Here is a 26360-nt window from a genome sequence, read left to right on the forward strand (position 1 = left end):
TCACTATAGCGGCTATACCTAATCTGATTTTGTCACCTACTGCACATTGCTGACGGATGGCGTGAACGTGCTTGGCGCATTGTTCATCTGGCTGTGATAATTTGTGCAATGAATTTCTCAGTGGTTCCACTGCAGCTTTAAAATAAACGGAGATTTATCATGCGCTTTTCAATAAAAGCTCTGGGATGTGCAATGGCAGTATCGCTGGCGTTAACACCTGTTATGTCAATGGCTTGGGAAAAAGACAAAACATACGCCATCACTATTTTGCATACGAATGACCACCACGGTCATTTCTGGCATAACGATCACGGCGAATATGGTTTGGCTGCGCAAAAAACGTTGGTCGATCAGATTCGTCAGGAAGTGGCGAGTAAAGGTGGCAGCGTATTACTGCTTTCCGGCGGTGATATTAATACCGGCGTTCCTGAGTCCGATTTGCAGGATGCGGAGCCTGATTTTCGTGGTATGAACATGGTTGGCTATGATGCGATGGCACTCGGCAACCACGAATTCGATAATCCACTGTCTGTGCTGCGTCAGCAGGAGAAATGGGCAAAATTCCCACTGTTATCGGCCAATATCTACCAAAAAAGCACCGATCAGCGGTTGTTCAAGCCTTATGCCCTGTTCGACAAGCAAGGTGTGAAAATCGCAGTTATCGGCCTGACAACGGATGATACGGCCAAATTAGGCAATCCTGAGTATTTTACCGATATCGAATTCCGTAATCCTTCGACGGAAGCGAAGCAGGTTGTTGAGCAGTTGCGTAAGAGCGAAAAGCCAGATGTGATCATTGCTGCGACGCACATGGGGCACTATGACGATGGTAATCATGGCTCGAATGCACCGGGTGATGTGGAAATGGCGCGTAGCCTGCCTGCTGGATATCTGGACATGATTGTCGGCGGCCACTCGCAGGATCCGGTCTGTATGGCGCAGGAAAATAAAAAGCAGGTGGATTATGTGCCGGGCACGCCTTGTGCTCCCGATCGCCAGAATGGTACCTGGATTGTTCAGGCGCATGAGTGGGGTAAATATGTGGGTCGTGCTGATTTCACATTCCGTAATGGCGAATTGAAACTTGAGCATTATCAGCTGATTCCGATCAACCTGAAGAAAAAAGTAGAGAAAGACGGCAAGACCGAACGGGTTTTCTATACGCATGAAATCACGCAGGACTCTGACGTCATGAAAATGCTGACGCCGTTCCAGGAAAAAGGACAGGCGCAGTTGGGCATCAAGATCGGTAGCGTGAAAGGCAAATTGGAAGGCGATCGCAATCAGGTGCGTTTCCGTCAGACCAATCTGGCACACGTGCTGCTGTCTGCGCAACTTGAGCGAGCAGAGGCCGATTTCGCCATCATGAGCGGCGGTGGAGTACGTGATTCGATTGAATCGGGTGATATCACTTATAAAGATGTACTGAAGGTTCAGCCGTTTGCTAACACGCTGGTTTATGTGAATATGAAAGGCAGCGACGTCGAGAAATACCTAGCCGTAGCCGCTAATAAAAAGGTGGATTCTGGTGCCTATGCGCAATTCCTTAACGTTAGCCTAACGGCAGACGGACAGGGCGTGCAGAACGTGAAAATCAAAGGTGAGCCGTTGCAGGCAAATAAAGTTTACCGCATGGCAACGCTGAACTTTAATGCGATGGGGGGGGATGGTTACCCACGTCTTGATAATTTGCCAGGTTATGTGAACACCGGTTTTGTTGATGCTGAAGTGCTGAAGCAATATATCGAGAAGCATTCTCCGCTGGATGCGCAAGCTTATGCACCGAAAGGTGAGATTGTTTATAAATAACTGATAATGATGGCGGTTTTTGTCTCTGTGCTGGTGGCGAAAACCGCTGTTTTTTCTCTGAGATATCTTAAAGAAATAGCGTGGATTTAAGATCTTATTTGCCAAAGTGAAATAAATTAATTCATTGGTTTAAATTATAAAAATCCCTTTTTCTTAACGCGCTTTAAAATAATTCCCCCGCAAAATAAATGATACTCCCTGTGCCTTTTATCAACGGAGTTATCAAAATAATGAAAAGCGTAAATATTGAAATTAATGTCTGTGATAGTACAGGAAAATCGACGTGTACTGTTCATCCCCCTATTCAGGTCACCCCTCATACTTGCTGTCATTCAAATGACGAGGGTGAGGAAGAACCTAATGTTTCGGGTGTTTTCTCCGTATTTGGACGGACTGGTGTTGTCACTGCACAATCCGGTGACTATACCGCCGATCAGATTACCGAAACGGCCACCAGAAAATTTGCTACATCGGATGAGAAAGCAGTCTGGAATGCGAAGCAGGCTGCATTAATCTCTGGAACAAATATTCGTACGCTCTTTGGCCAATCGTTGTTAGGTAGCGGTGATCTTTCACCAACACCAGCACAAATGGGTGTAGCAGCGGTAGGACATACTCATACCACATCGGAAATCACCGACTACACGCAAAAAACGAAACAGCTCATCCATTCCTCATTGGAAGCAGGGGCGGGCATAACGCTGAGTTATAGCCCTGCGAGTGAGAAAACGGTAATTAGCGCAACGGGCGGAGGCTCTGGCAGCGGCGATTCTGGCTATATTGTCGCCGATCGACAGGGCGCAACGGCAGGGCAAAATCACGCGTTCAGCATGAGTCCACAAAATAAATTTAATCTCGCGGCGTATGCGCTGAAAGAAGTCGTTGGTGCAGCGAATCAGGTTTATGTGGTTGATGATTTCAATGCATCGAGCAAAATTAACTATGAAACAACAAATGATGTTGTTTTTGATGGAAAAATACATCCGAATATTGGCGGAGGTGTTGAGCTTGTTAAGAACGGTGATTTTTATTCATCGGAGGTGAATTCGGGTAATCGTGCTGTCTCTATTAGTCTACCCAGTGTGTCAATTGTACCCGTAATGACGGCAGACTCTGATCGCGGTTATATTGCATCGGCATCTTCAATATATTCGCCATCGTATCCTGCATATATCGCATTTGATAGAAATGATTCTAGCCCCAATAACGTGCGTGACTGCTGGGCCTCAAATCAGAGGCCGACAGACAGTAATCCTCAATGGCTGAGTTTGAAATTCCCTGACCATCAATATATTACTGAGTACGCGATAACAAACCGTGTATATGCTGGGCTGTCAAATCCAAGGTCATGGGAATTACAAGGGAGTAATAACGATAATGACTGGGCCACTCTGCATGCTGTATCAAACGATGAAAATAACACATCGGGCGTTATTCGCCGATTTACAGTATCGACTCCGGGGCGATACATGTCGTATCGATTATTGTTCACAGCATCGAATGGCGGCGATAATTTTGTTTGCATCAAAGAATTATCGTTGTTCACCGGTTCAAAGATGTTACTTAAAGCGGGTGAGCAATGGTTTACTGTGAGAAATGGAATTCTGTCAAATGTTCCTGCTCCAACCAGTGCCAGTGATTTTATTCGTGATGGTTTTATCGCATCAGGAAATATCCAACAATACCCATCCAGTAATATATATTCAGGGGAGGGAATACATGTTGACGTTCTTTACACACCACAATCCCAGCTATCAATTCAACGCTCTCTGCTCCCTGGTGGATCATGGTCACAAATCAATTCCGCAATCTTAACAGCTACGCAGACGGGCAGCGGCAAAGTGCGCGTCGCCGTAACGCGAGATCTGATTAACTGGTATGTCTTGCGGAGCGGGGCGTGGGTTGATGTTGGTGCATTGTCAGCAGATACGGCAGGCGCTACGGTGTTGATTGCTGATGGTATGACGCCAGCCGAGCTTGGTGGGATTACTGCGGCACAGTGGACGCAGTTGTTCTCATCAAACAATGACGTGCCGGACGCGCTTGCGTTTGCATTCGCACTTGATATCACCGATCCAGCCACAGATGTTGCGACTATTGATCGACTGGTACTGAACGTCAACGATGCGTCTAGCTGGAAAGTGCAATCCCCTGCGGAAGTGGAAATTCGCTGGCGCACCGACAGTGTGACATTCCGTACCGTGACGGCGGGTAATTATAAACTGGCGTATCAGGTTCCGTAATTCTTCTCCCTACTGCCTATTCCAATGGCCGTGTATATCGCGGCTTTTTTTTCATCTGTGTTTTATATAAAAGAATAAATTATTAAAACGCTTTAAAATAATACTCTCTCTAAATAAACGACACTTCTGATGCCTTTTATCAATGGAGCCATCAGTACTATGAAAAACATCAATATTGAAATCAATGTTTGTGACAGTACAGGCAAATCAACATTTACCGTTAATCCTCATACTTGCTGTCATTCCGATAACGGAAGTGGGCAAGAACCCGGTGTTTCTGACGTTTCCTCCGTATTCGGACGGACTGGTGTTGTCACTGCACAATCCGGTGACTATACCGCCGATCAGATTACCGAAACGGCCACCAGACAATTTGCTACACCGGATGAGAAAGCAGTCTGGAATGCGAAGCAGGCTGAATTAATCTCTGGAACGAATATCCGCACGCTCTTTGGTCAATCGTTGTTAGGTAGCGGTGATTTTTCACCAACCCCAGCGCAAATGGGCGTAGCAGCGGTAGGGCATACTCACACCACATCGGAAATCACCGACTACACGCAAAAAACAAAACAGCTCATCCATTCCTCACTGGAAGCAGGAGCAGGCGTGACGCTGAGCTATAACGCTGCGAATGAGAAAACGGTAATTAGCTCAACGGGCGGTGGTTCCGGCAGCAGCAACTCTGGCTACATCGTCGCCGATCGTCAGGGCGCAACGGCAGGGCAAAATCACGCGTTCAGCATGAGTCCACAAAATAAATTTAATCTCGCGGCGTATGCGCTGAAAGAAGAAGCAGGTGCTGCGAATCAGACTTATGTGGTTGATGATTTTAATGCGTCGAGTGAGCCAAATTACAAAGCGACGAGTGCAGTTATTTTTGATGGCATGGTCAGTCTTTATACTGGTTCAAATTATCAACTAATGCCAGATGAGGGTTTTTACTCTGCTGAAATAAAATCGGATGGTGAGAAATTAGATATCGCTGTAATGGCTGATTTTTCTTCGTCCGTTATTCCTTTTATGACATCTAATACATTGCCAGTAGGTTATACAGCGAGCGCATCTAATGAATCTCTAGGGATGTATAAAGCTTTTATCGCGTTTGATGGCTCTAACAATTCAGGTCCGCCACCCAACTGTTGGGGAACTGATGGGACATGGGTACCTTCTATTGAACGTCCTCACTGGCTACAAATCGATTTACCAGCGGAAGAGGTCATCGGTGGTTATCAAATTACCAACCGTAGCCAACTGGATATGGGGAATGTTCGAACGTGGAAACTCCAAGGCAGTAATGATAAGAGTGTAACGTGGGATGATTTACATTCCGTTACCGATGACGCAAATAATGAACCTGGTGTGATAAGGAATTTTACTCTCTCACAATTCTCTAGTTACAAACGTTACCGTCTGTTAATTACAGCTATTAATGGTAGCAGCCCATATGTCACTATTTCAGAATTAAAATTCTTTCAACCAAATGGAAAGTTTGTTATCCATACTGGTGGGAAAAACTATGGCTTCTCTGGAAGCGTACTGACTGAAATCACTGGAGAGTTGACCCCAGAAAAAATAGATCTGTTAGGTGTATCGAAAATCGATTCATTAAATACGACGCTGCCTATTTTTACTACTCCTGTAAAACTGATTTCTGATCGGCAGATTAGTGTGCGCACAACATATACACCATTAGAGCAATTAGTCATTCAGACGTTATTAACATCAACTGATTCATGGTCACAAATCAATTCAGCAACGCTAACAGCAACGCAGACTGGCAGCGGCAAAGTGCGCGTCGCCGTAACGCGAGATCTGATTAACTGGCATGTCTTGCGGAGCGGGGCGTGGGTTGATGTTGGTGCGCTGTCAGCAGATACGGCAGGTGCAACGGCGTTGATTGCTGATGGTATGACGCCAGCCGAGCTTGGTGGGATTACTGCGGCACAGTGGACGCAGTTGTTCTCATCCAACAACGGCGTACCAGATGCCCTCGCCTTTGCGTTCGCGCTTGATATCACCGACCCTGCCACAGATGTAGCGACCATTGACCGACTGGTGCTGAACGTCAACGATGCGTCTAGCTGGAAAGTGCAATCACCAACGGAAGTGGAAATTCGCTGGCGCACCGACAGTGTGACATTCCGCACTGTGGCAGCGGGCAATTACAAACTGGCGTATCAGGCTCCGTAATAACTCACGATACTCAACATTCTACTTGCCGCGAATGTCGCGGCCTTTTCTTTTTGATGTCGTCCAATTTTTCTCCAGCCACTCACTGCGTCATTCTAACCGCTTAGCACGCTATTCTGCCGCCTACCCAAATACCCGCCCCACGCGCGTACGCGATGACGTACTGTGCCGCCACTATCTTCCTTATCTGAAATACGCGATGACTCGCGTTATCGCACAACGCTTTACCAGGGTTTATTTTTCTACAGCTAACAAAATCAAACGATTGTGATTTTTAATTGAAGGATGTCTTATGAAGAGCAATTCCATTCTTAAACACATCCCCTGGATGATTCTTGGAATCATTGGGGCTGCCTGCCTCGGCGTAGTCGCACTACGTCGCGGTGAGCATGTCAGTGCCTTATGGATTATTGTTGCTTCTGTCGCCGTTTACCTCGTGGCCTATCGATACTACAGCCTGTATATCGCACAAAAAGTCATGCAGTTGGATCCGACCAGAGCAACCCCCGCCGTTGTCAATAACGACGGTCTTAACTATGTACCGACGAACCGTAACGTTCTGTTCGGGCACCACTTTGCTGCTATCGCAGGTGCGGGGCCGCTGGTTGGGCCGGTACTGGCCGCGCAGGTCGGCTACCTGCCGGGCACCTTATGGTTGCTGGGCGGCGTGGTGCTGGCGGGTGCCGTGCAGGACTTCATGGTGCTGTTTATTTCGACCCGCCGTAACGGTGCGTCGTTAGGCGAAATCGTTAAGAAAGAACTCGGCCCAGTACCGGGTACGATTGCGCTGTTCGGCTGCTTCCTTATCATGATCATCATTCTTGCCGTACTGGCGCTGATTGTGGTGAAAGCGCTGGCAGAAAGTCCGTGGGGCGTCTTTACCGTTTGTTCTACGGTACCGATCGCGCTCTTTATGGGCGTCTACATGCGCTTTATCCGTCCGGGTAAAGTCGGTGAAATTTCGGTGATGGGGATCGTGCTGCTGGTGCTGGCGATCTGGTTTGGTGGCGTAGTGGCACATGACCCGTACTGGGGTCCGGCGCTGACCTTCAAAGATACGACCATTACTTATACGCTGATTGGCTATGCCTTCGTGTCTGCACTGCTGCCAGTATGGTTGATTCTGGCTCCGCGTGACTATCTGGCGACCTTCCTGAAAATCGGTGTGATCGTCGGTCTGGCGATTGGTATTGTGATACTTAATCCCGATCTGAAAATGCCAGCGATAACGCAGTTTGTGGATGGCACCGGTCCGGTCTGGAAAGGTACGCTGTTCCCATTCCTGTTTATTACTATCGCCTGTGGTGCGGTGTCTGGCTTCCACGCATTGATTGCTTCCGGTACTACGCCGAAATTGATGGCTAACGAAAAAGATGCACGGTTCATCGGTTACGGTGCAATGTTGATGGAATCTTTCGTGGCGATCATGGCTTTGGTTGCGGCGTCTATCATCGAACCGGGTCTCTACTTTGCGATGAATACCCCGCCAGCGGCGTTGGGTATTACGATGCCGGATCTGCATCGACTGGGCACTGCGGATGCGCCGATGATTTTGGCACAGTTACAAGATGTATCTGCACACGCGGCAGCAACCGTCAGCTCCTGGGGCTTCGTAATTTCTCCTGAGCAGATTATGCAAACGGCGAAAGACATCGGTGAACCTTCCGTTCTTAACCGCGCAGGTGGTGCACCAACGCTGGCTGTCGGCATTGCACACGTGTTCCACCAGATCATTCCTGGCGCCAATATGGGCTTCTGGTATCACTTCGGTATTCTGTTTGAAGCGCTGTTTATTCTGACAGCTCTGGATGCGGGTACGCGTGCTGGTCGCTTCATGTTGCAGGATCTGTTGGGTAACTTCGTTCCTTTCCTGAAGAAAACGGATTCGCTGATTGCTGGTATGATCGGTACGGCGGGTTGTGTCGGTCTGTGGGGCTACCTGCTGTATCAAGGTGTGGTTGATCCGCTGGGCGGCGTGAAGAGCCTGTGGCCGCTGTTCGGTATCTCTAACCAGATGCTGGCTGCGGTGGCGCTGGTACTGGGTACCGTCATCCTGATTAAGATGAAACGTACACAGTACATTTGGGTCACATTGGTTCCGGCGGTTTGGCTGCTGATCTGTACCACTTGGGCGCTGGGTCTGAAACTGTTCAGCGACAACCCACAGTTGGAAGGCTTCTTCTACATGGCGAACATGTTCAAGGGCAAAATTGCAGAAGGCGGTGCCGATCTGAGCGCGCAGCAGATTTCGAACATGAACCATATCGTGACCAACAACTATACCAACGCCGGTCTGAGCATTCTGTTCCTGATCGTGGTGTACAGCATCATAGCGTACGGTATTAAAGCGGCATTGGCTGCACGTAAAGTGGCTGAACGTACCGATCAGGAAACGCCGTATGTTCCGGTTCCTGAAGGTGGCGTGAAACTCTCTTCTGGTCACTAAGCCACACGCGCCTGTCAGATTTTGCGAGACAGCTAGCAAGGTTGAACGCGAAAGATGACGGGTACAGATACCCTGTATAATGTATAACGTTATGCAGGGTATTTTTTATCTAGCCGCTATTGCAGGCGATGGTCTGGAGGTAATGATGTTTGGCAATCTGGGAAAAGCAGGAAAATATTTGGGCCAGGCGGCGCGTATGCTGGTCGGTATGCCAGATTATGATACCTATGTGCAGCATATGCAGACCAATCACCCGGATAAACCTGCGATGACGTACGAAGAATTTTTCCGCGAACGCCAGCAGGCGCGTTACGGCGGAGACGGCAAAGGCGGGATGCGCTGCTGTTAACGACTTGGAACCTGTTATGACTCAACCTTTATCCTCTGATGTGACTAAACCTGTGTATGTCACTATTTTGACCGGGTTTCTCGGTGCCGGAAAAACCACCTTATTACGGCATATCCTGAATGCCGAACACGGCTACAAGATTGCCGTGATTGAAAATGAGTTCGGCGAAGTTCCGATTGATAATACGCTAATCGGTGAACGTGCCAGCCAGATTACGACGCTGAGTAACGGCTGTATCTGTTGCACGAAGTCCAATGAGCTGGCTGATGCGCTGCTCGATCTGGTTGATGGCGTGGATAACGGCACGCTAGATTTTGATCACGTCATCATTGAATGCACTGGTATGGCCGATCCGGGGCCGGTGGCGCAAACCTTCTTCTCTCATGAAGTTATCTGTGAACGCTTTGTTCTGGACGGAATCATCACGTTGGTTGATGCGGCACATGCGCAACAACAGCTTAATCAGTTCACCATCGCACAGTCACAGATTGGCTATGCTGATCGCATACTGCTAACCAAAACCGATGTGGCAAGCGAAGACGAGACGCTGCTACCGCGTTTGCAACGCATCAACGCGCGCGCACCAATCTATCCTGTGGTACACGGGAATATCGATCTGAGCGTGCTGTTTAACATCGACGGCTTTGTCCTTAGTGACAAGCTGGACGTGAAAACGCCGGTATTTCGCTTTGTCGCTCCTACGCAGAATAACGTGCAGTCGATTGTTGTGTATCTCGATGATGCCGTTGAGCTTCAGGCAGTCTCCGATGTGATGGAAAACCTGCTGCTACAATTCTCCGATAATCTACTGCGTTATAAAGGCATTCTGGCCATCAACGGTGACGACCGCCGCCTGCTGTTTCAGGGAGTCCAGCGTTTGTACAGCGCTGACTGGGACAGAGAATGGCATGCTGATGAAGAAAGAAAGAGCGTGCTGGTGTTTATTGGTGTTGATTTGCCTGAACAGGAAATCCGTGACGCTTTCGCTCGTCTGACGGCATAACGCTATTGTTTATCTGTGCTGGCCATCCAGGTCAGCACAATCTTGCTGATTTACTTTTTTTCTGCCTCTTACTCTACTTATACAGCGCCCTGTCTGGTTGGGCGGTACGTGTCATATGTAGATTCTCATAATGGGAATAGTGCAATTGCACGAAAAAATCCCTACCTTATTGTAATTATTACGAATACATCTAAAACGTGATCGTCTCTCGCTTTTTAATGGAATGTTGGTGGTATTTTATTAAAACGATATTTCATTATTTAGTGAGGTTAAGTATGCGTAGTGGTCTTGCTCTGTCTTTAATGGCTTCCTGCATCACACTGGGTATTCAAGCTGGTACGGCACAAGCGGCCAGTTCAGTGAAATTCCCAGATAAAACCTGTGACGTCACACAATACGGGGCCGAAGGTCACCGCCTACAGATCGCACTAAATACCGAGGCTTTCCAGAAAGCGATTGATGATTGCGCTGCGGCTGGTGGCGGAACGGTACACGTTCCTCGCGGTAACTATCTGGTCGATCCGCTGTTTCTGAAGAGTAACATCCGACTGGATTTGGCAAAAGATGCAACTATCGTCGCGTCGACCGAAGTCGCGGCGTATCGCGCGACGGAAAAAACCAAGTACGCTGAAGCGGAAAATGGCTGGCTTCCCTTTATCAGTATTGCCGATGCGCAGAACGTGGCTATCACCGGTCAAGGCACCATTGATGGGCAGGGTGCCGTCTGGTGGGAGCGCTGGCGTGAGAATATTCGCGCAACCGGCAAGAAGGGCGGGACCGATCGTCCCCGTCTGATTTATATCAAAAGTTCCAGCAATGTGCTGGTGGACGGTGTCACACTCACGCATTCCCCGAGCTTCCACGTTGTGATGCGTTACTCGCATGATGTGGATGTGAACGGTACTCGGATTCTGTCACCGTGGCATGCACCAAACACCGATGCTATCGACCCGATCGACAGCCAGAATATCCGTATTACTAACAACTACATCGACTGTAATGACGACCATATCGCGATAAAAGCCGAGAAGCCGGATAGCCGCTTCCCGAATGGTGTCGTGGATAACATCTATATCGCCAACAATATCCTGAAGCAGGGGCGCGGCATTTCTATCGGCAGCGAAACTTCCGGCGGTGTGAATAACGTACTGGTTGAAAACAACCAGTTTGAAGGTTCCATGTACGGTATTCGCATTAAAACCCTGCGCGGTAAAGGCGGCGAAGTGAAAAACATCACTTACCGTAATACCAAAATGGTGGATGTCGAAATACCGCTGGTCTTTGCCGCTTACTACAAAGCCGCGCCGATTGTGCAGGCTGAGGTAGACAAGATGCTGGCCGAAGGCGGCTTCACGATGGGTGAGCAGATTTACCCACCGGATACCGACCCAGAGCAGCCATTTGATCAGTACAAGACGCCGCATTTCAGCAATGTCACCATTGAAAATCTGGAATCTACCGGTAAAACCAAGGCCGCCGCGTACATTATCGGCGTGCCGGAAGCGCCGCTCAGTGGTTTCCACTTTGATAACGTGCGGATTGATGCGGATAAAGGTATTCGGGTAAGGAATGCGGAACTGCAAACCAAAGGCCTGACTGTCAATGTGAAGGAAGGCCCGGTAATGCAGTTGGATAAAGGGGCGAAAGTCGATCAGTAATCGATTATACCCTAAATAATTCGAGTTTCAGGACAAAAACGGCAAGGCGTTTTTGAACAGTGCGTGCGCTGACCCCGAAGGGGTGAGGCCATAAGGCCGAATAACGCGGCAAGGGAAGGACAAATTCGTCGGGAACGAATTTGACCAGCCAACGGCTGGCCTCCGGTGAGAGACAGGATGTCTCTCATTTCATCCCGATGAGCTTACTCAAGTAAGTGATTCGGGCGACTGACAAATCTGCCAGAGGCAGGTTTGAACGCTGCTTGCAGCGGCCCCAGCGGGGCGAGACACACATCAGTGTGTCGAGTAGTGCAGCCAACGTACATGCAACTTGAAGTATGACGAGTATATGAAGCGGTAGCGGGGGACACACTGGCCGTGGAGTCCTCTGCTATCTGCTTCGCTTTGATACTACATTGCCTGACAGGTTATGCTCGTTTAATCACAGGAATTAATCATGCTTGGCGATATCAGCAAAGGTGGCGCGCAGTAGCCGCGCCAGATCATCTGCCGATAATTCGATATCCAATCCACGTTTACCGCCGGAAATGAAAATGGTATCGAACTGGCGCGCTGGTTCATCAATCACGGTCGGCAGCAGTTTCTTCTGCCCAAGTGGGCTAATCCCTCCCACCAGATAACCCGTTACACGCTGAGCGATGACCGGATCGGCCATATCGGCTTTTTTGGCGGACAGCGCACGTGCGACTTTCTTGAGATCCAACATTCCAGCGACCGGCGTGATGGCAACTGCGAGATTTTTTGCATCACCATTCAGAGAAACAAGCAGCGTTTTATAAACCTGTTCTTTATTCAGCCCCAGTTTTCTGGCCGCTTCCTCGCCAAAGTTGGTTTCGTCGCTGTCGTGGTGGTAACTGTGTAGCGTAAAGGCGATCTTATTCTTTTCGAGTAAATTGACTGCGGGTGTCATGACTTCACTATCCTTAAACCCTTTTTGGGTCTTATCTTGCGGACGCACAGGTGCGCCATAGTGTGTTCTTTCACTGTTTTGCTGAATGACCGTCGTTGAGCAGCGTAGGTAAATTCTCATCGCCATACAGATGCAGCGCACCGACGGCTACAACGTAGTTTCCGGGCGGCAGCGCCTGAAGCTGCTGCTGCCAACGACGGTTACGCTGACCCATCAGCAGGTCAGTCATTTCATTGCTGAACGTTGCGGGGATATCCGGTTTATAGGTGCCGGGCTTGTTGTCTAGCCACCAGCCCACCATCGTTTGCAGCAAACGCGCGTTGGTGTGCCAGTGCTTAATGGTGTCTTCCAGCAAGAGCAGACCGCCCTGAGGCAACTGTTGTAACAGGTCAACCTGCGTCTGCTGTCCTTCCAGTTCGATAATCTGAATTCCGTGGGATTTCGCGGCATTAATCAACTGATAATCAATGCCGTAGTCGGGGCGTAAGCCCAGCAGCTGTGCCTGTCTCGCTTGCAGCATCAGCGCGGCCTGCCAGCCTGGAAGCGTATTGATAGTGCTCTCATCGAAAGAGAGCGATGCGCAGATTTTTTGCAACTGGCGGTAGTTCTCCGGGCTGAGGCGCTGCACGAGCGGTGGCTCGGTATCACTGTGTCCGAAGGGAGAGTGAGAATCAGAGATGTCGGCTTCTACAATGAGTGCAGTCGCCTGCTGGAGCTGTTGCAGCAGCGTATCGGGCAGCGGTGCCATATCCAGGCTACCCATATGGATACTGCCAACCAGATGCAGTTGTCGTTCATTGCCAAGCTGAACATCTATCGCCGGGTAGGCATAAGCCAGTGGTGAAATAAAACCAAGAAAAGTCGCGATTCTACGCAGCAGTTGCCCCATTGATTCCGTCTCCTGATGTGGGAATAGCTATGCTAAACGCTAGATGCAGAACAATACAAGGTATACCGCGGGTGGCGCGAATGTGGTGGGGTGGTAAGACGATTATGCGAAAGAAAGCGTGCGCCATCATTCGCAATGAAGATGGCGCACTGACATTACTGACTTTTAGGTTTAAAACGCAGCAAGCGGTTAGCGTTACTGACCACGGTGATGGAGGAGAGCGCCATGGCGGCACCGGCAACTACTGGGCTGAGCAGCGTTCCGGTCAGCGGATAGAGCACGCCCGCTGCAATCGGAATGCCTAGCGAGTTATAGATAAACGCACCCAGCAGGTTCTGCTTCATGTTGCGCAGCGTGGCATTGGAGAGTTCTAGTGCATCGGCGACGCCGTGCAGGCTGTGGCGCATCAGCGTGATGGCGGCCGTTTCAATCGCGATATCGCTGCCGCCGCCCATCGCAATGCCGACATCGGCCTGCGCCAGTGCGGGGGCATCGTTGATACCATCGCCAATCATTGCCACGCGTTTGCCTTGAGCCTGTAGCTTTTTGATGGCCTCCGCTTTACCGTCTGGCAGTACCCCGGCGATCACCTGATAGATACCCGCTTCTTTAGCGATGCTCTTCGCCGTTAGCGGGTTATCCCCCGTGAGCATAACTAACTGATAGCCCTGCTGATGCAGACGCTGCAAGGCGCTGACGCTATCCGCTCGCAGCGGATCGTGGATAGAGAACACCGCGATGATGTGGCCATTCGCCGCAAGCAACACCGGCGTGATACCGCGCTGAGCCTGTTCGTTGATCAGCGTTTCACCTTCGGTGGTATCGACCTGATACTGTTGGAGCAGCGGCGGATTTCCCAGCAGCAGGTCGGTCTCCCCGATCTTACCGCTGACGCCGAGGCCGCGTAGTGTGCGGAACTGCTCGACTTGCGTTAGCGTAAGATTTTCCGCGCGTTCAAGAATTGCCTTCGCCAGCGGGTGATTAGACCCCTGTTCCAGCGAGGCTGCCCATGCCAGCGCCTGCTCTTCTGTTACGCTGCCGAACGTATGAATTGCCACGACGCGCGGTTGTCCCTCGGTTAGCGTACCGGTCTTGTCAAACACCAGTACATCCAACTTGCTGGCCTGCTGTAACGCATCGGCATCTCGCACTAGTACGCCAAACTCAGCAGCCCGTCCGACGCCGGAAATAATCGACATCGGTGTTGCCAGTCCAAGAGCACAAGGGCAAGCAATGATCAGAACGGTTGTGACGATAATGAGCGTATAGACTATCTGCGGCTGTGGCCCCACGAAGAACCAGATCGCGCCGCTGAGAAGCGCGATGGCAACGACAACGGGAACGAATACGGCAGAAATACGATCCGCTAGCTGCCCGATAGCGGGTTTGCTGCTCTGCGCCTGCCTGACCAGTCGGATAATACGCGACAGGGTGGTTTGGTTGCCGATCGCGTCCGCACGGAAGAGAACGCTGCCGTCGGAAACCAATGTGCCTGCGTGAACCGTATCGCCGGATGTTTTGGATTGTGGGATCGGCTCACCAGTCAGCATGGCTTCATCCACCCACACTTCGCCTTGCAAAATCTCGCCATCGACGGGAATACGATCGCCAGTTGTCAGGCGTAACGTCATGCCGGACTGGACTTCGGACAGTGGAATAGATTTCTCACCTTCCGGTGTCACGATGCGGGCGGTTGGGGGCGTTAAATCCAGCAGCCGCTCTAAAGCGCGTGAAGAGCGTTGGCGAGCACGCTGTTCCAATGCATGACCCAGATTGATTAAACCGATGATCATCGCGCTAGCTTCATAGTAAAGATGACGCGCTGCCATCGGAAAAAGATCCGGCCACAGGTTAACGGTAATAGAGTAAAGCCATGCCGCACCCGTTCCCAGCGCGACTAGCGTATCCATGGTCGCCGCACCGTTTTTCAGGCTGCGCCAGGCGTTACGGTAAAAATGACTGCCTGCTAATACCATCACCGCCAGCGTCAGAATACCGATGACGAGCCACGGAGTTTGGTTCTCCGGCGTCAGACTCATGCTGCCGCCCAAAACACCCCACAGCATCAGCGGTACACCCAGCAGTAAACCTAGCGCCGCCTGCCATTGAAAACGGCGAATGGCCTGCTGAGCCGTTTGCTGCTGACGCGCGCGGCGTGCTTCTTCGTCCTGAATAATTTCTGCGCCATAGCCCGCTTGCTCAACGGCGGCAATCAGCGCTTCCGGCTCGGCGTGACCGCTCACTAATGCGCTGCGCTCAGCCAGATTCACGCGCGCCTGCGTGACGCCGCTGACGTTTTGTAACGCCGTCTGTACACGGTTCACGCAACTGGCGCAGCTCATCCCCTGAAGCAGGAGCTGCACGCTGTCGTCAGCGTTGGTGGTGTGTCTTGTGGTTGCCGGAAGAATACTCTCGGCCGCTGGCAGCGCTTCCGGCGTCGTCGCTACCTGTGCCAGCGGCTCAGTTTTTGGGTGAACGCTCTCCTGCACGGTGGCGTGATAGCCCGCGTCTTCAATAGCACTAATCAGTGTGGTGGCCTCAACGTTGCCATACACGGCAGCCTGTTCTTTAGTGACATCCGTCGCCACGACGCCGGGAATGGCTTCCAGCACTTTACGCGTAGCGGCGACACAGTGGTTGCAGCTCAGGCCAGAAAGTTGGAGTGACACATCCGGCGTGGTAGCCAGCTGTGCGTCGTAGCCTGCCTGCTCGATAGTGTCGATCAACGTTTGGGAATCAACGTCGCCGCTGACTCTGGCGTACTGTTGGGTGACGTCGGTTTGTTCGACAGCGGGTAGCGCGTCCAGTGCTTTTTTAACGCGTTGAACACAGTGCCCGCAGGTCAGTCCCTGCAACGACAACACGATAGTTTGAGACATAATAATTTTCTCCCGTGATCACAGCCGGAGGTGAAAGACGTTGACCGGCCATCTGATTTCTACTAGTTATTGAGTAAGGTAAACCTTCTAGCAAGGGGAGGGTCAAGGGGAAATCATGAATATCAGTGATGTTGCGAAAAAAACCGGCCTCAGCAGTAAAACCATTCGCTTCTATGAAGAGAAAGAACTTCTGACTACGCCGCTGCGTTCTGAAAATGGTTACCGCAGCTACGATGATCATCACGTCGAGGAGCTAACGCTGCTGCGTCAGGCGCGTCAGGTTGGTTTTAATCTGGATGAATGCCGCGAATTGGTTACGTTATTTAACGATCCGCTGCGGAGAAGCTCGGATGTCAAAGCGCGAACCTTGCAGAAAGTGCAGGAAATCGAGATGCATATCGAAGAGTTGAAAACGATGCGTGAACAGTTGCTGGCGCTGGCCGAACAGTGTCCGGGAGATGGTGGTTCGGAGTGCCCGATAATCAATAATCTGGCAGGCTGTTGTCAAAAGGGAAAAGCGTCATAAAGGGGAGACGGGCTCCCCCAAATAGTGCGTTATGTTAGCGCTCAATTGAGCGCACATGCAGCGTGATGCCGTCAACGGCAATCACTTCAACATGCGTGCCAGCAGGCAGATCCTGCTCTGATTTCACGCGCCAACTGCTGTCACCGATGTTTACCCGGCCAAAGCCGTTAGTCACCGATTCTGACACGGTGGCACGCAGGCCAACCAGCTGTTGTCCGCGTTGGTTGAGCGTCGACGGTGGACGCGACAGCGTTCGTTTACGCAGCCAATACCACCAGAGCAGCGCCGTGACGATCGTCAGGATGGCGAAAATCGTTCCCTGCCATGGCCAACCTAGCGGCATGATCCACGTTAACAGCCCAACCAATACCGCCGATAAGCCGCTCCACAGCAAATAGCCACTGCCACCCAGCATTTCGGCGGCCAACAGCAGACCGCCGAGCGATAGCCAGAACCAGTGTGCATTTTCCATCACCAGTTCAATGCCCATTATTGACCTCGGCTGTCTTTGCTGTCTTTAATCAGTTCCGTGATCCCGCCAATAGCGCCCATCAGGTTGCTGGCCTCCAGCGGCATCATGATCACTTTGCTGTTATTGGAGGAGCCGATCTGCTGCAAGGCGTCGGTATATTTCTGTGCGACAAAGTAGTTAATCGCCTGAATGTTGCCCGCTGCGATGGCTTCGGATACCATTTTGGTCGCCTGTGCTTCGGCTTCTGCCGCACGCTCACGCGCTTCAGCTTCCAGGAACGCGGATTGCCGCTGACCTTCGGCTTTCAGAATCTGTGACTGTTTTTCCCCTTCGGCTTTCAGAATCGCGGCCTGACGAATCCCTTCGGCTTCGAGAATATCGGCACGCTTGTTACGCTCTGCTTTCATCTGCGCATTCATGGCTGCAATCAGTTCAGCTGGCGGGCGTACGTCACGAATCTCGATGCGGGTGATTTTCACGCCCCACGGGTTGGTGGCTTCATCAACAATGTGCAGCAGGCGCGTGTTGATGCTATCGCGCTGAGACAGCATTTCGTCCAGCTCCATAGAGCCCAGCACGGTACGGAAGTTGGTCATGGTGAGGTTCACGATAGCCTGTTCCAGATTGCTAACTTCATAGGCGGCCCGCGCGGGATCGATCACCTGAATAAAGCAGACGGCATCAATGGCGACATTGGCGTTATCGCGAGAGATAATTTCCTGAGAGGGGATATCTAATACCTGTTCCATCATGTTGATTTTGCGACCAACGCGATCCATAAACGGCACGACCAAATTAAGCCCTGGCATCAGCGTTTTGGTATAGCGACCAAACCGCTCCACAGTCCATTGGTATCCCTGAGGTACGATCTTGATGCCTGACCAGACGATGATGAGTGCAACAAAGATCAAAATAGGAATGACGGTAAGCATGTTCTAAAACCTCCAGGTTGTTTTATCCCCGTCATACTTCACGCTGCATGTGTGTTGGATTCCCTTACTCACCCCAGTCACTTACTGGTGTAAGCGCCTGAGGATTCGCTCGGTCTTCGCCTGCCTGCAACTCGAATTATTTAGGGTATATATCGGTCGAAAGACGTGTCATTAGACAGTGTAACTCACTTGAGTATGAAAGCGGGTAGGAAATACGCCCGCCGGTAAGAGCGATAGGGAGAGTGGCCAGTGAGGGGACGGGGCTAAATATCGAGTTCGATGTCGCCTTGTGGCATGCAGCAACAGGGTAGGATTTCATCTTGTTGGATGCAGGCCAGCGGTGTTTGTCGATACGCTACGCGGCCTTTTACCAGACGCAGTCGGCAGGAACCGCAATAGCCAGAGCGGCACTGATATTCAATGCTGACGCGGTTGGATTCCAGTACATCCAGCAGGGAAGGGCCATCGCCTGAACAGGAAAACTGCGCACCTGATGTGCGCAGCGTAATGGTTGGGTTGCTCATAGATTACAGTTGGAAATCGCTCAGATCGTCATCGCTGATTTCTGAATCGATCTGGCCGACCAGATAAGAGCTGACTTCGACTTCCTGCGGTGCGACCTGTACGTTATCGGATACCAGCCAGGCGTTGATCCACGGAATGGGGTTAGTGCGCGTCTGGAACGGCAGCGAGAGGCCCACGCCCTGCATGCGGATGTTAGTGATGTATTCCACGTACTGGCACAGAATATCTTTGTTCAGGCCAATCATCGAGCCGTCGCGGAACAGGTATTCAGCCCACTCTTTTTCTTGCTGAGCGGCGAGCACGAACAGGTCATAACACTCCTGCTGACACTCTTCGGCAATCTGCGCCATTTCGGGATCGTCATGGCCGGAGCGCATCAGGTTTAGCATGTGCTGCGTGCCAGTCAGGTGCAGTGCTTCATCACGGGCGATCAGCTTGATGATTTTAGCGTTGCCTTCCATCAGTTCGCGTTCAGCAAAAGCAAACGAGCAGGCGAAGCTGACGTAGAAGCGAATCGCTTCCAGCGCGTTTACGCTCATCAGGCACACATACAGCTGCTTTTTCAGCGCATGCAGGTTAACGGTCACGGTCTTGCCGTTAACCTGATGCGTTCCTTCACCGAGCAGATGATAGTAGCTGGTCATCTCAATCAGCGAGTCGTAGTAGCCGGAGATATCTTTGGCGCGCTTCAGGATCTCTTCGTTAGCCACGATATCGTCAAACACCAGCGACGGATCGTTCACGATATTACGAATGATGTGCGTGTAGGAACGTGAGTGAATGGTTTCCGAGAAGGCCCAAGTTTCCACCCAGGTTTCCAGCTCAGGGATAGAAATCAGCGGCAGCAGCGCCACGTTCGGGCTACGTCCCTGAATCGAATCCAGCAGCGTTTGGTATTTCAGGTTGCTGATGAAGATGTGTTTTTCATGATCCGGCAGCGCCTGATAGTCGATGCGATCGCGGGACACGTCGACTTCTTCCGGGCGCCAGAAGAAGGACAGTTGCTTTTCGATCAGTTTTTCGAAAATTTCATATTTTTGCTGGTCGAAACGCGCAACGTTGACAGACTGGCCGAAGAACATCGGTTCGAGCAGTTGGTCATTTTTATTCTGTGAAAAAGTGGTATAGGCCATGAATCTCTCCAAAAAAAATGCTGGGAGCATTTTTTTACGCCAGGTGCGGCTACGGGTAGGACGCCCGCGCTAAAAGGATGAAAGGCTGCATTGCAGCCTTTCATTATTGGCTTAAATCTTACACGCGCCGCCTTCGCAGCCATCGTCCTGCGGTTCTGCCAGCAGGTCGTCTTGTACGTCTTCAGCGCCGTCACGGGTGTTTTGGTAATACAGCGTTTTAACGCCAAATTTGTAGGCCGTGACCAGATCTTTCAGCAACTGTTTCATCGGTACTCGACCTGACGGGAAGCGTGATGGATCGTAGTTGGTGTTAGAGGAAATCGCCTGATCGACAAATTTCTGCATCAGGCCCACCAGTTGCAGGTATCCATCGTTATTTGGCATTTCCCACAGCAGTTCGTAAGCATCTTTCAACGTTTCGTATTCCGGTACGACTTGACGCAGAATGCCGTCTTTGGACGCTTTGACGCTGATGTGGCCGCGCGGCGGTTCAATACCGTTGGTGGCGTTGGATATCTGAGACGATGTTTCAGACGGCATCAGCGCAGACAACGTGGAGTTGCGCAGACCGTATTCTTTGATGTCTTTACGCAGCGTTTCCCAGTCGAGATGCAGCGGTTCGTTACAGATCGCATCCAGATCGCGCTTATAGGTATCGATAGGCAGAATACCCTGCGAGTAGGTGGTTTCATTGAACCACGTGCAGGCACCTTGTTCACGTGCCAGCACATTCGACGCCTTCAGCAGATAGTATTGAATCGCTTCAAACGTTTTATGCGTCAGGCCGTTGGCGCTGCCGTCGGAGTAACGTACGCCGTTTTTCGCCAGATAGTAGGCGAAGTTGATGACGCCAATACCCAGCGTGCGACGGCCCATCGCACCACGTTCTGCTGCCTTAATCGGGTAATCCTGATAATCCAGCAGGGCATCGAGCGCGCGCACAGCAAGCGTTGCTAAATCTTCCAAATCGTCCAGGCTATTAATCGCGCCGAGGTTAAACGCTGACAGCGTACACAGTGCGATTTCACCGTTTTCATCATTCACGTCGTTCAACGGTTTGGTCGGCAACGCGATTTCCAGACACAGGTTGGACTGGCGAACTGGCGCAATCTGCGGATCGAACGGGCTGTGCGTGTTGCAGTGATCAACGTTCTGAATATAGATACGGCCCGTTGAAGCACGTTCCTGCATCATCAGGGAGAACAGCTCACTGGCTTTGATCCGCTGCTTGCGGATACTGGCATCCTGTTCATATTGCACATACAGGCGCTCGAATTCATCCTGATCGGCGAAGAAGGCGTCATACAGTCCCGGTACGTCAGAGGGGCTGAACAGTGTGATCTCTTCACCTTTTACCAAACGCTGATACATCAATTTATTCAGTTGCACGCCGTAATCGAGGTGACGAACGCGGTTGCCTTCCACGCCGCGGTTGTTTTTCAGTACCAGCAGGCTTTCCACTTCCAAATGCCACAGCGGATAGAACAGCGTGGCAGCACCGCCGCGTACGCCACCCTGAGAGCAAGATTTCACCGCCGTCTGGAAGTGTTTATAGAAAGGGATACAGCCGGTATGGAATGCTTCACCGCCGCGAATCGGGCTGCCGAGTGCACGGATATGACCGGCGTTGATGCCGATACCTGCACGTTGAGAAACATATTTTACGATAGCGCTGGACGTCGCGTTAATGGAATCCAGGCTGTCGCCGCATTCAATCAGCACGCAGGAGCTGAACTGACGTGTCGGGGTACGCACGCCTGCCATGATTGGCGTCGGCAGAGAGATTTTGAACGTGGAGATCGCGTCATAGAAACGTTTAACGTAATCCATACGCGTTTCGCGCGGGTAGCCGGAGAACAGGCAAGCGGCGACCAAAATGTACAGGAACTGGGCGCTTTCGTAGATATCACCAGTGACGCGGTTTTGTACCAGATATTTCCCTTCCAGCTGTTTAACCGCAGCATAGGAGAAATTCATGTCACGCGAGTGATCGATGAAAGCGTCCATTTGGGCGAATTCTTCCGAGTTATAATCTTCCAGCAGGTGCTTATCGTATTTGCCCAGTTCCACCATGTTGGTGACGTGGGTTAGCAGAGCGGGTGGCTCAAACTGGCCATAGGCTTTCTTGCGAAGATGGTATATAGCCAAGCGCGCGGCCAGATACTGGTAATCCGGGCTTTCACGGGAGATCAGATCGGCTGCGGCCTTAATGATGGTCTCATGGATATCAGAGGTTTTGATGCTGTCATAAAACTGAATGTGGGAACGCAGTTCCACCTGAGAAACGGAGACATTGTGTAAACCTTCTGCGGCCCAGGTAATGACGCGGTGGATTTTATCCAAATTGATTTTTTCTTTACTGCCATCGCGTTTGGTGACGAGCAAGCTCTGGTTCATGTTGGGATTTACCTATTGGTGAAAATAAAAAATATCCCCTGTTTATTCACAGAAATTCTTCTGTGACTAACTCTGTGGATAAATACTAGATATGGATATTTTTTGATAAATGACTACTACATGGTGAGTATTCTAGTCTGGATTCGTTTGAGTACAAGGCTTGATTTTGGTGTTAATTTCAGGTTGCGGAAGCGTTGGTTTCTCGAAATCCTGATTTTGTAAGGGCTAAGAGGATGTCAATATTCTGTAAAAAAAATAAGTCTCGGCCATTTTGTTGGTTTTCCAGGTAAACCCTGGGAAATTGCGCGGTGAAAAACCACGCAATTTTTAAGAGCATTCTTAATGGGTTCTATTTGTCGTGGTGAGTATGCAGCATGTAGTTCACGTCTACGTTTGGGCCAAGTTTAAAATGGTCTGTCAGCAGATTGTAGTGCAGCCCAGTGATATGCCTTTCGCGCAGCGCGGTGTCATCAACCCAGCGCATCAGCTCAGCCGGGCGAATGAATTTCTTAATATCGTGTGTGCCGCGCGGCACCATCTTTAAAACATACTCAGCGCCGATAATGACCATCATCCACGCTTTGGCATTACGGTTGATCGTGGAGAAAAAGACGTGCCCGCCGGGTTTGACTAACTTAGCGCACGCCTGCACCACAGATTGCGGGTCGGGAACGTGCTCCAGCATTTCCATGCAGGTGACCACATCGTAAAGGCCCGGGTGAGCGAGTGCATGTGCTTCTACCGTTTCCTGCACGTAATCGACAGTGACGCCGCTTTCCAGTGCATGTAAACGCGCGACCTGCAACGGCTCCGCGCCCATATCCAGCCCGGTGACGTCCGCGCCTTCACGCGCCATGCTCTCGGCCAAAATGCCGCCGCCGCAGCCGACATCCAACACTTTCTTGCCGAACAAGCCTTCTGCGCGCTGTGAAATATAGCCCAGACGCAGTGGGTTAATGCGGTGCAATGGCTTGAATTCGCCTTCTAGATCCCACCAGCGTGAGGCGATAGCCTCAAATTTGGCAATTTCCTGATGGTCAACGTTCGGAGTTTGATTTTCTACATTCATGTGTCATCGCTGCCTTTCGTCATCTTCTACTGCCGCGAGTATACTCCCTTCGTGTCGCAACGTGCAGCGGTGTCGCTTTTCTCTACGGGATAAACGTTCACTGGGAAAACAGTCTGTTCAGAGCGGAAGTGAGTTTCCCCCGAAACGGCGGTTTGTGATATAATTTTTCACCTTTTGAACAGTTCACCTTTCTGAACGGTTCACTTTTCTGAACACGGGTAGATGCCTAAATAGAGGGATAGCGGCTCCATGAGCGACCTTGCCAGAGAAATCACACCGGTCACTATTGAAGAAGAGCTGAAAAGCTCGTATCTGGATTATGCGATGTCCGTTATTGTCGGACGTGCATTGCCAGATGTTCGAGATGGACTGAAACCGGTACACCGCCGCGTACTGTACGCAATGAGCGTACTGGGTAACGACTGGAACAAACCGTATAAAAAATCCGCCCGTGTCGTCGGGGATGTCATCGGTAAATACCACCCGCACGGTGATTCTGCCGTTTATGAAACCATCGTGCGTATGGCGCAGCCTTTCTCACTGCGCTACATGCTGGTTGATGGTCAGGGCAACTTCGGTTCGATTGACGGCGACTCTGCTGCGGCCATGCGTTATACCGAAATTCGCATGTCGAGAATTGCTCATGAACTGCTGGCCGATCTCGAAAAAGAGACGGTCGATTTTGTGCCGAACTATGACGGCACCGAGCAGATTCCTGATGTCATGCCTACGCGTGTTCCCAACCTGCTGATTAACGGTTCTTCCGGTATCGCCGTCGGGATGGCAACGAACATCCCACCGCATAACCTGACAGAAGTCGTGAACGGCTGTCTGGCGTATATCGACGATGAGAACATTAGCCTTGAAGGGTTAATGGAGCACATCACAGGCCCTGATTTCCCGACGGCGGCAATCATCAATGGCCGACGCGGCATTGAAGAAGCCTATCGTACCGGGCGCGGCAAAATTTACATCCGTGCGCGTGCCGAAGTTGAAGCGGACGCGAAAACTGGGCGTGAAACCATTATCGTGCATGAAATTCCGTATCAGGTGAACAAAGCTCGCCTGATCGAGAAAATTGCCGAACTGGTCAAAGATAAACGTATTGAAGGCATTAGCGCACTGCGTGACGAATCCGATAAAGACGGTATGCGTATCGTTATCGAGATTAAGCGTGATGCCGTGGGCGAAGTGGTCCTGAATAATCTGTACTCTCAGACGCAGCTTCAGACGTCATTCGGCATCAACATGGTGGCACTGCATCAGGGCCAACCGAAGATCATGCCGCTGAAAGACATTCTGGCTGCGTTTGTGCGCCACCGCCGTGAAGTGGTGACGCGCCGTACCATTTTTGAACTGCGTAAAGCCCGTGACCGCGCCCATATTCTGGAAGGGTTGGCGATTGCGCTGGCGAACATCGATCCGATTATCGAACTGATTCGTCGTGCTGCGTCACCTGCTGAAGCGAAAGCTTCACTGATCGCAGAAGCATGGGAATTGGGCAGTGTTGCTACCATGCTGGAACGTGCGGGCGATGATGCTGCGCGTCCAGAGTGGCTGGAGCCAGAGTTCGGCATCCGTGACGGTCGTTACTACCTGACGGAACAGCAGGCGCAGGCGATTCTGGATCTGCGTTTGCAGAAACTGACCGGTATGGAGCACGAAAAGCTGCTGGATGAATATAAAGACCTGCTGGCGGAGATCGCCGAGCTGCTTTATATCCTCAATAATCCTGAGCGCCTGATGGAAGTGATCCGCGAAGAGCTGGAAGCGATCAAAACGCAGTACAGCGACGAGCGCCGCACAGAAATCACGGCAAACACCTCTGACATTAACATCGAAGACTTGATCAATCAGGAAGATGTTGTTGTTACGCTGTCTCACCAGGGTTATGTGAAGTATCAGCCGCTGAGCGACTACGAAGCACAACGTCGTGGTGGCCGTGGCAAATCTGCAGCCCGTATTAAAGAAGAAGACTTTATCGATCGCCTGCTGGTGGCCAACACTCACGATACGATCCTGTGCTTCTCCAGCCGTGGCCGTCTGTACTGGATGAAGGTGTATCAATTACCGGAAGCCAGCCGTGGCGCACGTGGTCGTCCTATCGTCAACCTGTTGCCGCTTGAACCGAATGAGCGTATCACTGCGATTCTGCCGGTACGTGAGTACGAAGAAGGCCGCCACATCTTCATGGCAACCGCGAGCGGTACAGTGAAGAAAACGGCGCTGACGGAATTCAGCCGTCCGCGTAGCGCGGGGATCATCGCGGTTAACCTGAACGACGGTGACGAGCTGATTGGCGTCGACCTGACCGATGGCAGCGATGAAGCGATGCTGTTCTCAGCGGAAGGTAAAGTGGTTCGCTTCTCCGAACAGGCGGTGCGTTCCATGGGTCGTACGGCAACGGGCGTCCGTGGTATCAATCTGCAAGGTGAAGATCGCGTCGTTTCGCTGATTATCCCTCGCGGCGAGGGTGATATCCTGACCGTCACGCAAAATGGCTTCGGTAAGCGTACTGCCGTGAGTGAGTACCCAACTAAGTCGCGTGCGACGAAAGGGGTTATCTCTATCAAGGTCAGCGAGCGTAACGGTAAAGTGGTTGGTGCGGTTCAGGTTGATACCGCAGACCAGATCATGATGATCACCGATGCGGGAACGCTGGTGCGTACACGCGTATCTGAAGTCAGCATCGTTGGCCGTAACACACAGGGTGTGACGCTGATTCGTACAGCGGAAGACGAACATGTTGTTGGCCTGCAACGCGTTGCTGAACCGGTAGAAGATGAAGAGCTAGATGGCGTGGTAAGCGTTGAAGGCGAAATCGCTGAAGACGATGATGCTATCGACGACATTGATGGCGATGATGATATCGCTGAAGATGACGAATAAGCCTTTTCCTTAAACCGGAA

Annotated in this window: 18 protein-coding genes; 9 read left to right on the plus strand and 9 right to left on the minus strand. The window is 51.1% G+C overall.

Annotated features, from left to right (window positions below; all coding sequences use genetic code 11):
- The first annotated feature begins 159 nt into the window (after positions 1-159).
- The 7 genes from DCX48_19560 to DCX48_19590 all read left to right on the plus strand — a co-directional run bounded on the left by DCX48_19560 (position 160) and on the right by DCX48_19590 (position 11698).
- The gene (locus tag DCX48_19560) at positions 160-1809 is read left to right on the plus strand and encodes a bifunctional UDP-sugar hydrolase/5'-nucleotidase (GenBank protein QXE16516.1); all 1650 of its coding nucleotides are present in this window, start codon (positions 160-162) and stop codon (positions 1807-1809) included.
- 230 nt (positions 1810-2039) lie between these two features.
- Positions 2040-4052 carry a discoidin domain-containing protein gene (locus DCX48_19565; GenBank protein ID QXE16517.1) on the plus strand — a complete coding sequence of 671 codons (2013 nt, stop codon included), beginning with the start codon at positions 2040-2042 and terminating at the stop codon, positions 4050-4052.
- Positions 4053-4211: 159 nt separating this feature from the next.
- On the plus strand, positions 4212-6242 hold the full coding sequence (locus tag DCX48_19570) for a discoidin domain-containing protein (protein QXE16518.1): 2031 nt from the start codon (positions 4212-4214) through the stop codon (positions 6240-6242).
- A 292-nt stretch (positions 6243-6534) separates the two neighbouring features.
- The gene (locus DCX48_19575) at positions 6535-8688 is read left to right on the plus strand and encodes a carbon starvation protein A (GenBank protein QXE16519.1); all 2154 of its coding nucleotides are present in this window, start codon (positions 6535-6537) and stop codon (positions 8686-8688) included.
- Positions 8689-8833: 145 nt separating this feature from the next.
- Positions 8834-9037, plus strand: a complete 204-nt coding sequence (locus DCX48_19580; GenBank protein QXE17318.1) for a YbdD/YjiX family protein — start codon at positions 8834-8836, stop codon at positions 9035-9037.
- 16 nt (positions 9038-9053) lie between these two features.
- Positions 9054-10040, plus strand: coding sequence for a GTPase (locus DCX48_19585; protein ID QXE16520.1), 987 nt, complete (start codon positions 9054-9056; stop codon positions 10038-10040).
- 275 nt (positions 10041-10315) lie between these two features.
- Entirely contained in the window at positions 10316-11698 is a 1383-nt protein-coding gene (locus DCX48_19590; protein QXE16521.1) for an exo-poly-alpha-D-galacturonosidase, read from the plus strand.
- Between the two features lie 451 nt (positions 11699-12149).
- On the opposite strand, the gene ybaK is transcribed toward DCX48_19590, so the two are convergent.
- From ybaK to copA, 3 genes are all read right to left on the minus strand, one after another.
- The gene (gene ybaK, locus DCX48_19595; protein QXE16522.1) at positions 12150-12629 is read right to left on the minus strand and encodes a Cys-tRNA(Pro)/Cys-tRNA(Cys) deacylase YbaK; all 480 of its coding nucleotides are present in this window, start codon (positions 12627-12629) and stop codon (positions 12150-12152) included.
- Between the two features lie 70 nt (positions 12630-12699).
- Positions 12700-13518 carry a conjugal transfer protein TraB gene (locus DCX48_19600; protein ID QXE16523.1) on the minus strand — a complete coding sequence of 273 codons (819 nt, stop codon included), beginning with the start codon at positions 13516-13518 and terminating at the stop codon, positions 12700-12702.
- Between the two features lie 155 nt (positions 13519-13673).
- Positions 13674-16397, minus strand: coding sequence for a copper-exporting P-type ATPase CopA (copA, locus tag DCX48_19605; protein ID QXE16524.1), 2724 nt, complete (start codon positions 16395-16397; stop codon positions 13674-13676).
- Between the two features lie 115 nt (positions 16398-16512).
- Between copA and cueR the strand changes: the two genes are divergently transcribed.
- Positions 16513-16923: a Cu(I)-responsive transcriptional regulator gene (gene cueR, locus DCX48_19610; protein ID QXE16525.1), complete on the plus strand. Its 411-nt coding sequence runs from the start codon at positions 16513-16515 to the stop codon at positions 16921-16923.
- A 34-nt stretch (positions 16924-16957) separates the two neighbouring features.
- Here the strand turns inward: cueR and DCX48_19615 are convergent, their stop codons facing one another.
- The 6 genes from DCX48_19615 to ubiG all read right to left on the minus strand — a co-directional run bounded on the left by DCX48_19615 (position 16958) and on the right by ubiG (position 23451).
- Positions 16958-17413 (minus strand): NfeD family protein, encoded by a 456-nt coding sequence (locus tag DCX48_19615; GenBank protein QXE16526.1) that lies wholly within the window; start codon positions 17411-17413, stop codon positions 16958-16960.
- A complete protein-coding gene (locus tag DCX48_19620) occupies positions 17413-18327 on the minus strand; it encodes an SPFH/Band 7/PHB domain protein (GenBank protein ID QXE16527.1) in 915 nt (304 codons plus the stop codon). Before DCX48_19620 ends, DCX48_19615 begins: the two co-directional genes overlap by 1 nt.
- Positions 18328-18590: 263 nt before the next feature.
- Positions 18591-18851 carry a 2Fe-2S ferredoxin-like protein gene (locus DCX48_19625; protein ID QXE16528.1) on the minus strand — a complete coding sequence of 87 codons (261 nt, stop codon included), beginning with the start codon at positions 18849-18851 and terminating at the stop codon, positions 18591-18593.
- 3 nt (positions 18852-18854) lie between these two features.
- Positions 18855-19985 carry a ribonucleotide-diphosphate reductase subunit beta gene (locus tag DCX48_19630; GenBank protein ID QXE16529.1) on the minus strand — a complete coding sequence of 377 codons (1131 nt, stop codon included), beginning with the start codon at positions 19983-19985 and terminating at the stop codon, positions 18855-18857.
- 111 nt (positions 19986-20096) lie between these two features.
- Positions 20097-22382, minus strand: a complete 2286-nt coding sequence (locus DCX48_19635; protein ID QXE16530.1) for a ribonucleoside-diphosphate reductase subunit alpha — start codon at positions 22380-22382, stop codon at positions 20097-20099.
- A gap of 349 nt (positions 22383-22731) precedes the next feature.
- Positions 22732-23451, minus strand: a complete 720-nt coding sequence (gene ubiG, locus DCX48_19640; GenBank protein QXE16531.1) for a bifunctional 2-polyprenyl-6-hydroxyphenol methylase/3-demethylubiquinol 3-O-methyltransferase UbiG — start codon at positions 23449-23451, stop codon at positions 22732-22734.
- Between the two features lie 249 nt (positions 23452-23700).
- Here ubiG and gyrA point away from each other — a divergent pair, with 249 nt between their 5' ends.
- Positions 23701-26340 carry a DNA topoisomerase (ATP-hydrolyzing) subunit A gene (gyrA, locus tag DCX48_19645; GenBank protein QXE16532.1) on the plus strand — a complete coding sequence of 880 codons (2640 nt, stop codon included), beginning with the start codon at positions 23701-23703 and terminating at the stop codon, positions 26338-26340.
- Positions 26341-26360 lie beyond the last annotated feature (20 nt).

The sequence above is a fragment of the Pectobacterium atrosepticum genome (genome assembly GCA_019056595.1).
Classification (GTDB): Bacteria; Pseudomonadota; Gammaproteobacteria; order Enterobacterales; family Enterobacteriaceae; genus Pectobacterium; species Pectobacterium atrosepticum.

Excerpts from the sequence above, each read along its gene's own strand:
- DCX48_19560 (QXE16516.1), top strand. The coding sequence starts at position 160 with ATGCGCTTTTCAATAAAAGCTCTGGGATGTGCAATGGCAGTATCGCTG.
- DCX48_19565 (QXE16517.1), top strand. The coding sequence starts at position 2,040 with ATGAAAAGCGTAAATATTGAAATTAATGTCTGTGATAGTACAGGAAAA.
- DCX48_19570 (QXE16518.1), top strand. The coding sequence starts at position 4,212 with ATGAAAAACATCAATATTGAAATCAATGTTTGTGACAGTACAGGCAAA.
- DCX48_19575 (QXE16519.1), top strand. The coding sequence starts at position 6,535 with ATGAAGAGCAATTCCATTCTTAAACACATCCCCTGGATGATTCTTGGA.
- DCX48_19580 (QXE17318.1), top strand. The coding sequence starts at position 8,834 with ATGTTTGGCAATCTGGGAAAAGCAGGAAAATATTTGGGCCAGGCGGCG.
- DCX48_19585 (QXE16520.1), top strand. The coding sequence starts at position 9,054 with ATGACTCAACCTTTATCCTCTGATGTGACTAAACCTGTGTATGTCACT.
- DCX48_19590 (QXE16521.1), top strand. The coding sequence starts at position 10,316 with ATGCGTAGTGGTCTTGCTCTGTCTTTAATGGCTTCCTGCATCACACTG.
- ybaK (QXE16522.1), bottom strand. The coding sequence starts at position 12,629 with ATGACACCCGCAGTCAATTTACTCGAAAAGAATAAGATCGCCTTTACG.
- DCX48_19600 (QXE16523.1), bottom strand. The coding sequence starts at position 13,518 with ATGGGGCAACTGCTGCGTAGAATCGCGACTTTTCTTGGTTTTATTTCA.
- copA (QXE16524.1), bottom strand. The coding sequence starts at position 16,397 with ATGTCTCAAACTATCGTGTTGTCGTTGCAGGGACTGACCTGCGGGCAC.
- cueR (QXE16525.1), top strand. The coding sequence starts at position 16,513 with ATGAATATCAGTGATGTTGCGAAAAAAACCGGCCTCAGCAGTAAAACC.
- DCX48_19615 (QXE16526.1), bottom strand. The coding sequence starts at position 17,413 with ATGGGCATTGAACTGGTGATGGAAAATGCACACTGGTTCTGGCTATCG.
- DCX48_19620 (QXE16527.1), bottom strand. The coding sequence starts at position 18,327 with ATGCTTACCGTCATTCCTATTTTGATCTTTGTTGCACTCATCATCGTC.
- DCX48_19625 (QXE16528.1), bottom strand. The coding sequence starts at position 18,851 with ATGAGCAACCCAACCATTACGCTGCGCACATCAGGTGCGCAGTTTTCC.
- DCX48_19630 (QXE16529.1), bottom strand. The coding sequence starts at position 19,985 with ATGGCCTATACCACTTTTTCACAGAATAAAAATGACCAACTGCTCGAA.
- DCX48_19635 (QXE16530.1), bottom strand. The coding sequence starts at position 22,382 with ATGAACCAGAGCTTGCTCGTCACCAAACGCGATGGCAGTAAAGAAAAA.
- ubiG (QXE16531.1), bottom strand. The coding sequence starts at position 23,451 with ATGAATGTAGAAAATCAAACTCCGAACGTTGACCATCAGGAAATTGCC.
- gyrA (QXE16532.1), top strand. The coding sequence starts at position 23,701 with ATGAGCGACCTTGCCAGAGAAATCACACCGGTCACTATTGAAGAAGAG.